Below are 12,464 nucleotides of genomic sequence, written 5' to 3' on the forward strand. Positions count from 1 at the left end.
CCAGCGATGAGGCCATTAATCACACCACAAAAACCTCAGGCTGCCGCGAAGCGCTTATCCAGATAATCAATGATCACCTTGGACTCATACATCCAGGTCGTCTGGCCATTCTCTTCAATGCGCAGGCACGGCACCTTGATTTTGCCGCCATGCTCCAGCAGGGCCTGGCGATCCTGTTCGTTGTTCTTGGCATCACGCAACGCCACCGGCACATTCAGGCGACGCAGGGTACGACGGGTTTTCACGCAGAACGGGCAGGCGTGGAATTGATACAGGGTCAGACCCTTGGCGGCGGATTCGACCTGGGCTTGAGCAGCGGCGGGGCGCTTCTTCTTGCTTGGGCGAGTGATGAAGTCGATGAAGATGATCAGTTGGCCAAGGCCGACACGAAGCGCTTTTACGAACACGTTGAAAGCCTCACGGTGGGAATAAAGAAAGGCGCGCAGCTTACCTGATTTTCCCCGGGCGAAAAAAAACCGGCGATGAATGCCGGTTTTCTTTGTGTTGCGAATTACTTGATGAGGCTGAGGAACTCGCTGCGGGTAGCGGCGTTCTCGCGGAACTCACCGAGCATCACCGAAGTGATCATCGACGAATTCTGCTTTTCAACACCGCGCATCATCATGCACATGTGCTTGGCCTCGATCACCACGGCAACGCCCAGGGCGCCGGTGACCTGCTGGACCGCATCGGCGATCTGGCGGCTGAGGTTTTCCTGGATCTGCAGGCGACGAGCATACATATCGACGATGCGCGCGACCTTCGACAGGCCCAGGACCTTGCCGCTCGGAATATAGGCAACATGCGCCTTGCCGATGAACGGCAGCAGGTGGTGTTCGCACAACGAGTACAGCTCGATGTCCTTGACCAGCACCATTTCGCTGTTGTCGGAGCTGAACAAGGCACCGTTGGTGACTTCTTCGAGCGTCTGTTCATAACCGCGGCAGAGGTACTGCATGGCTTTGGCGGCACGTTTTGGCGTGTCGAGCAGCCCTTCGCGGGACACGTCCTCGCCCAATTGGCCGAGAATCGCGGTGTAGTTCTGTTCCAGTGTCACAGGGGCTGATTCCATAAGGGTTTCAGAGGGGTACTGTTTCAGTCTGTACCAATTTTGTACCAATCAGGCTGTTTTCGAGCTTCCCGAGTTCGCCCCAGTCGGTACTGGAGTTAATCCATCGGGCGTAGGTCGATAGCAGCATCTGAACGCTATGACCGAGCTGAGTGGCAATAAATGCAGGGTTCATACCCGCCATGAGGCACATGGTAGCGTAAGTGTGCCGGCAGTTGTATTGCCGACGGGCGCGAATCTTCAGGGCGGTCAGCGCGGCCCGGAAATGTTTGTCGGTGACGCTCGATTGTTGAATGAACTCGAAGTTCTTGGTCGGAGGGAACACGAAAGGCGATTCCGCCTGCTTGCGGCGGCTTTGCTTGGCACGTTCCTGAGCCATGCGCTCAGCCTCGTTGACGGCGTGCAAGGCGCGACTGTTGAGCATAACCTGTCGGCTGTTGCGGGTTTTAGTGCGCTCCTCGATCTTGTAGTCCGCGACAATCCGACACACGTTGACCAGTCGCTTCTCCTTGTCGACCTCTTCCCAGCGCAGCGCCGCGATCTCGCTGGGGCGCATGCCGGTGTAGAAGGCGAACTCGAAGTACGCCGCGTAGATCCGCATCGAATGGGCCAGCGTCTTATATAGGTGATCGATGATTCGGTTGGCCTCACCCACGGTGAAGGGATCGATGGGCTTTTTGGCCTTTACCGGCAGTTCGATGGACTCCACCGGGTTTCGGTTGATCAGGCCGTCTTTCACTGCGGTACCGAACACCGTGGTCAGGCGCTGGATCGCCGCGCGCTTCACGCCCGGCGTCGGCCATTCGGTATTGGCCACCACCTTGCGCAGCATCACAGACGTGATGCTGTCGATAGGCAGCATCGCCAGATACGGCATCCAATACAGATTGAGGGAGCCGAGGTAGTTCTTGCGTGTCCCTGCCACGATCTCGCGACTATTGAGCCACTCCTGGGTGTACTCCCCGAAACGGGGAGTCGCCGAGTAGCTGGCATAGGTGGAGTTGGGGAACAGTTCGGCGTAGCGTTGATCATCCAGCACGCCGTGCTTGATCAGGCTGGTTACGTTAGCGCGTAGGTCGGCGGCAGCCTTAATCCCCTTCGGCGTTTGGGGATAGGGGAGGGTTTCGCAACGGCGTTGCCCATTCCAGGTGAAGCGAATGCGGACGGACTGTCCAGCAAATTCAACTCCGGTGGGCAGTCCCATTGGCTTTCGAGCCATTCCTCGTATCTCCTGATGCTGTAGTAAATGCGGCTGTCGATGTTGTTCCAGACACCTTTGGGGATAACGCCCCTAGCGCGTTTGCCTTGCAGCGCCCGGCGGGTGGTACCGACTAACTCAGCCATTTTTTCCTCCGGGATCTTATCGACCTGGTAGGTGTGAAGCGGTGCCTCCGCAGAGTTGTCGACGTGCGTATTCATGCTGCATCCTCCAGCACTTGTGGTTCTAAAAGGACCGCTATAGCCAGGGCCTTATTGCGGAGGGTGAGTGAGTCGCGCTCGAGTTTCTTGCCGGTGCGGAAGGCGCTGAATGTTTCGGCTGCAATGCGCAATTTTTCTGCGATTTCCAATAGGGTTTGGCGAGCCGGCTCCCCTAGTTTTGATGCAGCCAACGCCCGCTCATAGTGGGAGTAAAGTTGCTTGTAGTGGGCCTGTGCCTGATCAAGCGATAGCTTGAGGTCCTGAATCATCCCAGAGTTATCTGATTGCTGAATGGCCTTGCCTTCGTCGATACCTTCAATGCGGCCGTCGATCAGGCCGCCGCGATAGCCTGCCCAATAAGTCAGGCCAACAAGTACGATTAGAACGATCAGTGCGCAAATTTGAATTGTGGTCATGTGCTGTGCCTCGGTAGAACCCACCGCCGGGATGCTTGGTGAGAGGCCGGCGGCAGGATGTTGCTACGTAGTTTGGGTGGTTACGCGTTGAAAGTGCCCAGGGTCAGGGTCGCGGAGCCGCCGACTTCTTTTGCGAGTGTCGTTTTGAATTCCTGGGCGATTTCTTCTACCTGCTGTTCTTCGCCGGCCCAGCGCAGCTTGAGGGTCGGTTTGTCGTCACCGGTCAAGATGCTGAGCTTGAGCGTGAACACGCGGGTGCCCAGGCCTTCATACGGGATCAGTTCGAAGAACAGCGCCTCAATACGGCTCTCGGCGCTGGCAGCTTCGATGCTATCCATTGCGCTGCGGGAGGCGCCGAAGTTGTGTTCACTGCTTGTGGCCGAGCTGCGGGCTTCGATGGTGATGTTGCGAACACTGGCGATGGCTGCGCTGATGGTCATGGTGCCCCCGCCTTCCTTACCCGCCACCAGGCTTAAGTGCCAGTCTTCGATCCACTCGGCCAGGTCACGTTGGCTGAGTTTCTTGCCGGCGATTTCTTGCAGTGCCTTGTACGCTGCGGTGGGCTTGAGTTTCAGGATCGCCACGTCATCCGCATGGCCGGGCGTGATCTCGTCGCCCAGGTTGAAGAACACTTTGCAGCTCATGTCGTCTTGATTGATGAAACCTTGCGCCTCTGCACCATTGCGAGAAATGGTGTAGTTGGCGAAGTCACGCAAGCTGTTGGTGTTGAGCGTGCCGCGGAAGCGGGAGCGCAACGCCTGGAAGATTTCCAGATTGTGAATTTTCACGTCTTCCGGCAAAGCGGTCACGGGTACCAGCGTCGCCGGCAGGGTGGTAGCTGCATGTGCTTGAGCCAGGATGTGTTCGAGTGCGTCTTTAGCAAGTGGCATTGGTGCTTCCTTTTGGTGAGAGGACTTGGTGATGCTTCTAGGTGATCGCGTTAGCGAGCGGCCACCGGGGTGTCTTCGCTTTTGAAGAGCTGCGCCGTCGGGTCGTTCTGGAACAAGGTCAGCCCCTGTGGCGTTAGGTACAGCGGGGTGTCGAGGGTCGAGTCTTCTCGCAACTTGCCGCGCTTGGTCGGTTGCGAAAAATCGAGGGTGTGACTGACGGCGACCTGGTTGCTTTGGCCGATCTGTTTCAACTTCAGCTTGATGGTTACTTCGCCGGCTTTGCCATGGTCGATGACGCCTGCCGCGACGTTCGAGAGCGCCTGGCCGACCTGTTGGGCGAAGACGCCGGCATTGAGTGAGTTGAAAAAGTCATTCGTGTCTGTGGCTTTCATGTGCTGTGCCTCATTGAGTTGCAGTTGTTCGCCCCTGGACGGCAGGGGCCACCGGTGAATCAGGCCGCTTGCTTCGCCGCTTGAGCGTCGAGGTAAGCGGCCAGGTTGTGCAGGTACACGACGGGTTTGGCCCGTGCGGAGTTGTGCAGGCGTGTCACGATCAGCGCGATGCGACCGGCCTTGATTTCATTCAGCAGGTAACGGTCGGTGCGGATGTGTGTGAAGTACTGTTCACGGACGGCCGACAAGGTCGGGCAGGGCGTGGCGAACTGTCGGCGCAATTGGTCGAGTGTGTTGCTCACGCGGCTTCCTCCCCGAGCCCCTCCGATCGGGGCACCAACTTGAGGCGGATCAGTTCGGCGAGACCTTCTTTGCTTTTGCCCATGGCGGCGGCACAGATGTGGCCGTTGGCGTCTGCCACCACGGCGCCGAATGGGTACTCAGGGCAATTGGTCGGGGTGACGTAGGCCACCTGGCCTTCTTGGATGACGTTATTGACGCAGCGGAATACCTCAGCCAGTTCCACGGTGCGGCAGGGGACGCTGTCCAGCAGGTCGATGGCTTCGCTCGCAGCACCGATCAGCGTCGCACGGCTGACCACGCCCGGACTGTCCAGGTAGATAGGAATCAGTCGAAGGGCGCCGAGGGCTTGGGTGTATGCGTTGAAGTAGTTGGTAGTCATGCTGCAGCGTCCTTGTTGTGTGTCTTGATGCCGATGCCCAGCTGCTTTGCGAGCCAGTCCACGCCGCGCTCGGTGACCATCACCACGGCGTAGTGGCTGTAGGCTTTGATGTTGTCGTTCCAGCGACTGCGCGGATCGGAGAACAGGTAGCCACGATCGCGGTGCTGGCTTGCGAGGTCACCGCTTTGGGTCAGCACGCGGAGTGCACGCAGTTGCTCGCGAAACTTCCGAGGTTTGAGGCCGAGCACGGCAGCCGTTTCGTCCAGGGTGCGGTTCATGGAGCTGTCCTCAGGCGGCGATCAGTTTGCGGACGCGGTCGAGCAAGGCTTCGGAGTCGGCCAGCGCTTGATCGATCTGTGCTAAACGCCCGACTTGCCCTGGCGGCGCGGATTGAGCGGACTCGATTCGGCCGTTGGCAATGTCCTGGATGAATTCCCGCAGGTGCAGGTGATTGGCCCGGTCCGCGCGCTTGAGTGTCAGTTCGCCGGTGTGGCCGCCCAGGTCGACGTTGATGACTGCGGTGGTGGCCGTGAGCTCGACTGCAAATTTCGCGTGGATGGTTTGCTCGGGTCGCTGGAGAGGGCATACGGCTGCGCCGCCGACCTGCAGCATGTGATGCAGCAGCTCTTGTTTTTCGAGGGGAATGAGATAGCTATTCATGCTGCGTCACCCCCAAAAGGCCGCGATCCATTGGCGGTGGTGCTGATAGGGGCGACAGCGGCGGGACGGCCTTTAGGGGTGGTGATTACCAAGAGGCCGGTTTGGCGCTGGATGGCTTCGACGGCGGCCCGACTACTGCACGCCGATGGGTGCAGGTAGACAGGGCAGCGCATATTGCTGTGCTGTGTGGTTTGCATGGCTCGTACTCTTTGGTGAGAGATCTACGATGCAAACGATACAAATACGTATTGATAAGGTCAATACGTATTTGAATTGATTTTTCAGTGGACGTTAAAAAGCCCGCTGACTGCGGGCTTCAACTGATGCGGCGATGTATTAGAAAATTTCGAGTTTCGAGAAGACAACACCACAAATCATCGCATCGTCTCCCAGTTCGATGATTGGCTCTGGCCAAGCCGGGTTCAGTGGCTTGAGGAACCGACGTTTGCCTTCCATAACCAGCTGTTTGAATGTTGCCTCTTGGCTATCGACCAACTTGGCAATAACGAGAGATCCGTTCTCGGCATCCTTCGCCGGGTCAACGAAGATGATGTCGCCATCTCTAAAAGAGCGACGTTCGTGTTGATTAAACATCGACAGCCCTCGAACCCTTAAAGCATAGCTTTGACTGCTGTGAGACGCGGCACATGGCAGCCATATCTCCGCATCATCGAGTGTTCGAACATCCTCAATTTCGCACCACGCTCCCGCTTGGACCCAGGAAATCAGAGGGACATAACCTTTGATTGCCGGCCCTGGTTCGACATTTGGTTCAGCGGTAGCTGAGAGCTTTACGTCAGAACTGGGATCTTTATGTTCGCCGCCTTTCCACAGCCAATTGCTACTGACTTTTAAGGCCTTGGCGATTTTTTCTACGTTTTCATGACGGGGGCTAGCCACCGCATTTGTCACGATTCTGTGAATTGTCGGCTGAGGTACTCCGGAACGGCGCCCGAGTTCGCCTTCTGATAATTCCATTTCTTGCATGCGTTGAGCGATGCGGTCGCCTATCACTTTTTTTCTGCCCTGATTCAAAAACGTATCAGCGATTGTATTGAAACGATCAATACGTTTGTGTATTGTATCGATCAATGCGAAAGCGCATCGGTGAACGTTATGACTATCCAAGAAATGCTCGCGGAGTTACTGCAGTCGGGTTTATCCCAGCGAGTAATCGCAGATCGCGTAGGGACAACGCAGCCGACTATCAATCGTGCCGCCAAAGGTGCGGATGTTCGGTATGTAACAGGGAAGGCTATTGAGTGCCTTTACCTACAAGAAAAAGAAACTGCCGGCCTGAAGTCGGCAGCTTGAATGGGTGCCGGGCTGGGGCCTCTCACCAAAGATCCCCCAGCCCAGCTACGACGATACACAGCACATGTACATCGGTCGTGGTTGTAGGATAGGGACTACCCTGTCTTATGGCTACACCGTAAACAGGGGATTTACGGTTATGAGTCGCACAGATCTATTGCCGGACGCGGGTCCGGTCCTTCCTTTGCGCCAGGCGATCTATCGCGCTGGTCGTGACTACAAGGGCGGAATCACCGCCCTTGCCTTTGACATGGTGTTGGACAACGACACCCTGCAGAAGAAACTCAAGCTTGATGAAGAGCGCCGTTGGCTCAACCCGGACGAATTGGAGGAGGTCATCCGGTTGACGGGTGATTCACGCCTACTCGATGCGCTGATGCGTCCGGCCGGTGCTGTCTGGTATCGCCCGGTACCGGTACCGGCAACACGCGATGCCTTGAAAGCCGTCGGCAAGTTGCTGGGCGAAACAGGTGAATTCGTGGCTGCTATGCACGACGGAGCTGCCGACAATGTGTGGGAGCTTCACGAAGTCCTCGATCTTGAAAAGCATGGTATGGACGTGATCCGCGAAGTACTCGGCATCATGGCCGGTGCCCGTCAGGCGATGGAGGACCGTGTCAATGGATGACATCGATCGCGCCAACGACCAGGCGCAATACCTTCTCGACGTTGCGCTTCAGCGCAGCCGTCGTGCGCCATCGAATCGCGTCAGCGCGGAATTCTGTGTTGATTGCGACGAATCTATCCCGTTACTTCGACAGCAGACGATTGCGGGTTGCCAAACCTGTGTTGACTGTCAGGGGTTGCGGGAGGCTCGGCGATGAGTGAACCGGCCAAAGGAATAGCCATCGCCAATTGGGCAAAACGTTACATCGATACCTTTGACCTGGCCCTGGTCTCTATTGAGCCCGGTGAGAAAGGACCCAAGGGTAAGGGGTGGAACAAGCCGGGTGGATTTATCACTGATGCCGCCCAGGCTGAAGCTTTCTGGCAACGAAACCCTCACCACAACCTTGGCGTCGTGCTTGGGCCAAGCCGTGTCTGCTCGTTGGACGTTGATGACGTTCAGTGGACGCGGCATGTGTTGTATGAACTGTTGGGCGTCGATCTGGATGCCATGGCGGTGGTGTATCCGACTATTGTCGGTAACCCCGCTCGGTTCCGGGTGGTTTTCAAAGTGCCGGACGGCGTCGAGCTGACCCGGCATTCTCTGTCGTGGCCCAATGAAAAAGACCCAGATGGTTCGATCCACAAAGGTCTGATGGCTAAGGCCAAGGCGGCAAAAGAGCAGGGCGATGAGGCCGGTGATGCTGCGGCACGCGCCGAGGCAGAAGAGTACAAGCGTTTCACGGTGTTCGAGCTGCGCGCTGGGCTGGTGCAGGATGTGTTCCCACCTTCAATTCACCCGGGCACCGGCAAGCCTTACATCTGGCGCACTCCACCGAGCGCCACTGATGGTCTGCCGACGCTGAATGCTGACTTGCTGAATATCTGGCAGGGCTGGGACATCTTCAAGCGTGATGCCGAAGCGGCGTGCCCTTGGGCGATCAGACCTGCCGCGCCACCAGCGAAGGTCGTCAAGCGTCCAGCACCTGCAACGGGTAATCGGCCATCTGTGATCGATGAGTTCAATCGTTGCCACGATGTGCAAGAGCTGCTTCGCTCCCACGGCTATATCAAGCGGGGCAGCAAGTGGCTGTACCCGCAGAGCAGTACCGGTCTGCCGGGCGTGACGATCAGCGATGAAGGCAAGGTCTACTCGCACCACGGCGCCGATCCACTGGCGAACGGACATCAGAACGACGCCTTTGAAGTGTTCTGTTTGCTCGAGCACGGCGGTGATCAGTCGAACGCGGTGAAGGACGCTGCGCGCATGTTGGGCATGCAGCATTCATCCCGTCCTGATCCGCGTGATCTTCCCCCGACCCCATCTGGTGACATGCCCGGGCCGGGCTGCGCGAACGGCGCCATCAGCGAGTCCGCTCCGGCTCCTGATGGGGGTGCGGGGGAGGTGCTGTCACTTGAGCACGTCCTGCGTCGGTTTGCGTTGGTGGAGGGGACGACCCATGTCTGGGACTTCGACCAATCGCGGGTGATGAAGAAGTCAGCTTTTGAAGCGCGCGTCGGCAAACCCTTGGCGAAGCAGTGGTTGGAAGACACCGAGCGGCGCAAGTTGATTTCTGATGACCATGTTCGCGACATCGAACAGGCGCGGCGGATGTCGGGCAAGAAAGGTGGTGCTTTTGGTATGCCGCCAACCGAGCGTTACGTGTACATCGATGGCACGAAGGACGTGTGGGACCGGGAGAAAAAACGGCGTGTGGCCGAGGGCGCCGTGAAGATGGCTCTGGGTGATACCTACTCTTTGTGGTTGAACAGCAGCGAGCGTCGGGTGGTTGATGTTGACCATATCGTGTTTGACCCGACGATGACTAAAGATCCGAGTGTGTACATCAACACGTTCGATGGACTACCACTCGAACCGACCCATGATGAGGCTGCCTGCGAGAACCTACGGTGGTTGATTTCGTTCCTTTGCAACCATGATCAGGATGCCACGCGGTGGTTGACGCGCTGGATGGCGTTCCCGTTGCAGCACCTCGGCGCCAAGATGGACACGGCTGTGTTGATGCACTCGATCATGGAGGGATCCGGCAAGAGCCTGCTGTTCGCCGATGCGATGGGCATGCTTTATGGTCAGTACGCGGCCACCGTTGGACAAACCCAGCTTGAAAGCAACTTCAACGCCTGGCAAAGCCGCAAGCTCTGGTCGGTGTTTGAAGAGGTTGTCAGCCGCGATCAGCGGTACAACCAGGTGGGCAAGATCAAGCATTTGATCACCGGCAAGACGGTGCGAATGGAGTCGAAGTTCATCAATGGCTGGGAAGAAGCCAACCACATGAACGCGGTGTTCCTAAGCAATGAAATCTTGCCGTGGCCCATCAGCGAAAGCGACCGGCGAATGCTGGTGATGTGGCCCGAGCTAACCCTGCCGCCAGACCGCCAGCAGGCTATCGGCCAGGAGCTGAAGAACGGCGGAGTCGCGGCGCTGTATGGCTGGCTGTTGTCGATTGACCTCGGCGACTTTGACCAGCGCACCCGGCCACCGAGTACGGCGGCACGTGAACGGCTGGTGGCATTGAGTCGGGCCGGCTGGCAGACATTCCTCAACCTTTGGAAGTACGGCGAGCTGGGGCGTGATTTGTGGGGCGTGTGCCTTTCGACCGATCTCTACTCGCTGTTCCTGGAGTGGTGCCACCGCAACAAAGAACACGTGATGAGCCAGACGAAGTTTTCACTGTTCATCGGGTCCGAAGTCGATAAGACCCGATCAATTCCCTGGACTGAAGGCAGCAATCGGCGGTTTGGTGCGTTTTTCTTTCCGAACGATCCCGGGGCTTCCCAGCCCCCATCACTGAAGGCGGCCGATCTGGGCAAGACGGTCAGTGACTGGCGTGCCCAGGCAAAGTTGGCCGGTTGGAACGTGGACAACTGGGAACACGTCAAGGCGGCTGCAGCATGAATACGCCTAATAGTGTGTTGGGTGTGTCGGATGTGTGTCGGGTTGGTTTTGGCGACCCAGCACAGTTTAAGGCCTTTAATCCCGTGGGTTTGTGGGCAGTGTGTTGGGTGTGTTGGGTTTGCCGTCGCGTGCGCGCATGCGTGATGTTATTTACAGCGAAAACCGAGGGCGGAAATTTTTCTTATGCGAGGGCAGAAAAACCTAACAAACCCAACACACTCAACACAGATAGATTGAAGATATTGATTTTTAAGGGATTTATTTGTGCTGGGTTTGTGTTGGGTTGCGGGTTTTCTGTGTTGGGTTCGGTTTTTCGGGGGGAAGGGCGATGATCGGGGCAATGGAGGCGGTTTTGAAGCACTGGGGTGAGCAATGCCGACTGAACGGCGAAAGCGGCGGCATGGGGAGCCCAATGGCGACCATCATGGAGTGGGGTGGGTCGGCACCTCGCGGCACTCCGGGATCGCGGATCATCCTCGGTGCAGGAGCTGGGCCTGATGCGGTTGCCCAGCAAGTAGGGGCTGCGCTGTCGGAGATCGGGCGTCAGGATGAGCAGGGCGATCGTTTGATGCGGTTGGCTGGTTTGCGTTATGGCGATGACCCGGCGCCGACCTGGTTGATGCAGTTGCATCTGTTGGGGATAGAGTCGAGGGCGAAACAGACTTACTACGACCAGGTGCATCGCCTACATGAGCGGTTGCTGGTGGTGCTGGCTGAGCGTTCCGACGCCCGCGAGTGGCTTACCGCTGGTCGGGGCGTTTTGCCTCAAAGTCTCCTCAAAGTTGCGTCAAAGTTGCGTCGAGCTGGATAACCGAAAATGCCCCCTTTTCGGTTCCGTACTCAGGGGGTAAAAAGTCACCACGATATGAAATTTGCGCCTTGGCGCTGACCTCGCACGTGCTGTGCAGTTTCACCCGGCCTCCCTGAGCCGGTCACCTAACCCCGCTTCGGCGGGGTTTTTATTTTCGGCGTATAGCGCAATCCATTAGGACAGAACATGACGAATGAACAGCAGGCGCTGGCTGAAATGCCGATCTGGTTGGTGATCCTCTTGGCCTTGGTCGGCGGTGTTTCGGGTGAAATGTGGCGGGCGGATAAAGATGGCGCGCGCGGTTGGGCGTTGTTGCGGCGGCTGGCTCTTCGCTCCGGTGCCTGCATCGTCTGCGGTGTGTCGGCAATGATGCTGATGATCGGCGCCGGTTTGTCGGTCTGGACGGCCGGTGCGGTCGGATGCCTAACCGCGATGGCCGGCGCGGATGTTGCGATCGGCCTTTATGAGCGTTGGGCAGTGAAGCGGTTGGGTGTCAGCGAAGTTACCGCTGAATCGAATCGCTCTGAATAGCTTTCACCAGCCTTACTTTAAGAAGGTCTCCTGAAATGAATGAATCCAGGCAGCAGCAGATGCTTGCAGGGCAATCTTCCATTGCTCAAAAAATTTTTGGTTATGTACCCATTCAATCATGCTGGAGTGTTCACGATATTCACCGTGCTGTCCTGGCTGCCAACGCCAGTGGTGCATCGGCCTATGCCATGCGTCGGGCGCTCGGTGAACTCAAAGATGCTGGGCTCATCAGAGAACCGGTAGGCGGAAAGTTTCAACGTGAAGCAGCAACCCCAAAATCAAAGAAGGACCAGGCCGTGACTCAGCCAGCCAAGCAGGCCGTTGTATCGAACAAAACAACCGAGGGCGCACTAGATGTTTTAGCGATTCTGTCGGGCGAGGTGGTGAGTCTGTCTGATGAATTCAGCAAGCGCATGAAGGCGTTGGCTGGCCGTATCGAAGAGGTAGCCCTGACGGTTGAGGCTGAACGCGAAAGCAATGCCGAAGCCATTGTGAAAGCCAAGCGCCTGCAAGAGGCGCTTCGGGAGTTTGCGTAGTCCCTTCCTCATTTGCGAATCCGGGCCGTCATGTGCTCGGTTGCCAACGGGTGCCGCCATCGTGGCGGGCAGGGTTGGTGCAACGCTGCGGGGCGCCGAAAATCGCCGGGGACCCTGGGGGTATTCTGTGGGTACGGGGTCGGAAACCCGCGGGACTGTGTTAGCGGACAGTTCACCAGCTTAGTGAACTCAGGTGAACAGGTGAACACCCGAGGTGAACA

General features: G+C 57.5%; 17 protein-coding genes. 6 read left to right on the forward strand and 11 right to left on the reverse strand.

Annotation, left to right across the window (positions count from 1 at the left end; translation table 11 throughout):
* Positions 1-35 precede the first annotated feature (35 nt).
* The 11 genes from KVG88_RS12170 to KVG88_RS12220 form a co-directional block, all read right to left on the reverse strand.
* Positions 36-407, reverse strand: coding sequence for a glutathione S-transferase N-terminal domain-containing protein (locus KVG88_RS12170; protein WP_150702845.1), 372 nt, complete (start codon positions 405-407; stop codon positions 36-38).
* Positions 408-511: 104 nt separating this feature from the next.
* Complete coding sequence (gene folE / locus KVG88_RS12175) at positions 512-1,057, reverse strand: GTP cyclohydrolase I FolE (protein ID WP_010456659.1); 546 nt, start codon at positions 1,055-1,057, stop codon at positions 512-514.
* 22 nt (positions 1,058-1,079) lie between these two features.
* Positions 1,080-2,288, reverse strand: a complete 1,209-nt coding sequence (locus KVG88_RS12180) for a tyrosine-type recombinase/integrase (RefSeq protein ID WP_217871461.1) — start codon at positions 2,286-2,288, stop codon at positions 1,080-1,082.
* 196 nt (positions 2,289-2,484) lie between these two features.
* On the reverse strand, positions 2,485-2,904 hold the full coding sequence (locus tag KVG88_RS12185; protein WP_217871462.1) for a hypothetical protein: 420 nt from the start codon (positions 2,902-2,904) through the stop codon (positions 2,485-2,487).
* An 80-nt stretch (positions 2,905-2,984) separates the two neighbouring features.
* Positions 2,985-3,794, reverse strand: a complete 810-nt coding sequence (locus KVG88_RS12190) for a DUF2303 family protein (RefSeq protein WP_217871463.1) — start codon at positions 3,792-3,794, stop codon at positions 2,985-2,987.
* A gap of 50 nt (positions 3,795-3,844) precedes the next feature.
* Positions 3,845-4,186, reverse strand: a complete 342-nt coding sequence (locus KVG88_RS12195) for a YfdP family phage-associated protein (protein WP_217871464.1) — start codon at positions 4,184-4,186, stop codon at positions 3,845-3,847.
* A 59-nt stretch (positions 4,187-4,245) separates the two neighbouring features.
* Positions 4,246-4,488, reverse strand: a complete 243-nt coding sequence (locus KVG88_RS12200) for a pyocin activator PrtN family protein (protein ID WP_217871465.1) — start codon at positions 4,486-4,488, stop codon at positions 4,246-4,248.
* Entirely contained in the window at positions 4,485-4,868 is a 384-nt protein-coding gene (locus KVG88_RS12205) for a hypothetical protein (protein WP_217871467.1), read from the reverse strand. Before KVG88_RS12205 ends, KVG88_RS12200 begins: the two co-directional genes overlap by 4 nt.
* Positions 4,865-5,146 (reverse strand): phage antirepressor KilAC domain-containing protein, encoded by a 282-nt coding sequence (locus tag KVG88_RS12210; RefSeq protein WP_217871468.1) that lies wholly within the window; start codon positions 5,144-5,146, stop codon positions 4,865-4,867. The genes KVG88_RS12205 and KVG88_RS12210 overlap by 4 nt, the downstream gene beginning before the upstream one ends.
* Before the next feature lie 10 nt (positions 5,147-5,156).
* Positions 5,157-5,528: a hypothetical protein gene (locus tag KVG88_RS12215; protein ID WP_217871469.1), complete on the reverse strand. Its 372-nt coding sequence runs from the start codon at positions 5,526-5,528 to the stop codon at positions 5,157-5,159.
* Positions 5,529-5,864: 336 nt separating this feature from the next.
* On the reverse strand, positions 5,865-6,656 hold the full coding sequence (locus tag KVG88_RS12220; RefSeq protein WP_225933966.1) for a LexA family protein: 792 nt from the start codon (positions 6,654-6,656) through the stop codon (positions 5,865-5,867).
* A 325-nt stretch (positions 6,657-6,981) separates the two neighbouring features.
* Between KVG88_RS12220 and KVG88_RS12225 the strand changes: the two genes are divergently transcribed.
* The 6 genes from KVG88_RS12225 to KVG88_RS12250 all read left to right on the forward strand — a co-directional run bounded on the left by KVG88_RS12225 (position 6,982) and on the right by KVG88_RS12250 (position 12,243).
* Positions 6,982-7,470, forward strand: a complete 489-nt coding sequence (locus KVG88_RS12225; RefSeq protein WP_217871470.1) for a phage regulatory CII family protein — start codon at positions 6,982-6,984, stop codon at positions 7,468-7,470.
* Positions 7,463-7,666 carry a TraR/DksA C4-type zinc finger protein gene (locus KVG88_RS12230; protein WP_217871471.1) on the forward strand — a complete coding sequence of 68 codons (204 nt, stop codon included), beginning with the start codon at positions 7,463-7,465 and terminating at the stop codon, positions 7,664-7,666. Before KVG88_RS12225 ends, KVG88_RS12230 begins: the two co-directional genes overlap by 8 nt.
* The gene (locus KVG88_RS12235; RefSeq protein ID WP_217871472.1) at positions 7,663-10,365 is read left to right on the forward strand and encodes a bifunctional DNA primase/polymerase; all 2,703 of its coding nucleotides are present in this window, start codon (positions 7,663-7,665) and stop codon (positions 10,363-10,365) included. Before KVG88_RS12230 ends, KVG88_RS12235 begins: the two co-directional genes overlap by 4 nt.
* 352 nt (positions 10,366-10,717) lie before the next feature.
* Positions 10,718-11,176, forward strand: coding sequence for a hypothetical protein (locus KVG88_RS12240; protein WP_225933967.1), 459 nt, complete (start codon positions 10,718-10,720; stop codon positions 11,174-11,176).
* 186 nt (positions 11,177-11,362) lie between these two features.
* Positions 11,363-11,707, forward strand: coding sequence for a phage holin family protein (locus KVG88_RS12245; protein ID WP_217871475.1), 345 nt, complete (start codon positions 11,363-11,365; stop codon positions 11,705-11,707).
* Positions 11,708-11,742: 35 nt separating this feature from the next.
* On the forward strand, positions 11,743-12,243 hold the full coding sequence (locus KVG88_RS12250) for a hypothetical protein (RefSeq protein ID WP_217871477.1): 501 nt from the start codon (positions 11,743-11,745) through the stop codon (positions 12,241-12,243).
* Positions 12,244-12,464: the final 221 nt, after the last annotated feature.

It is taken from the genome of Pseudomonas azerbaijanoccidentalis (assembly GCF_019145495.1).
In the GTDB taxonomy this organism is placed as follows: Bacteria; Pseudomonadota; Gammaproteobacteria; order Pseudomonadales; family Pseudomonadaceae; genus Aquipseudomonas; species Aquipseudomonas azerbaijanoccidentalis.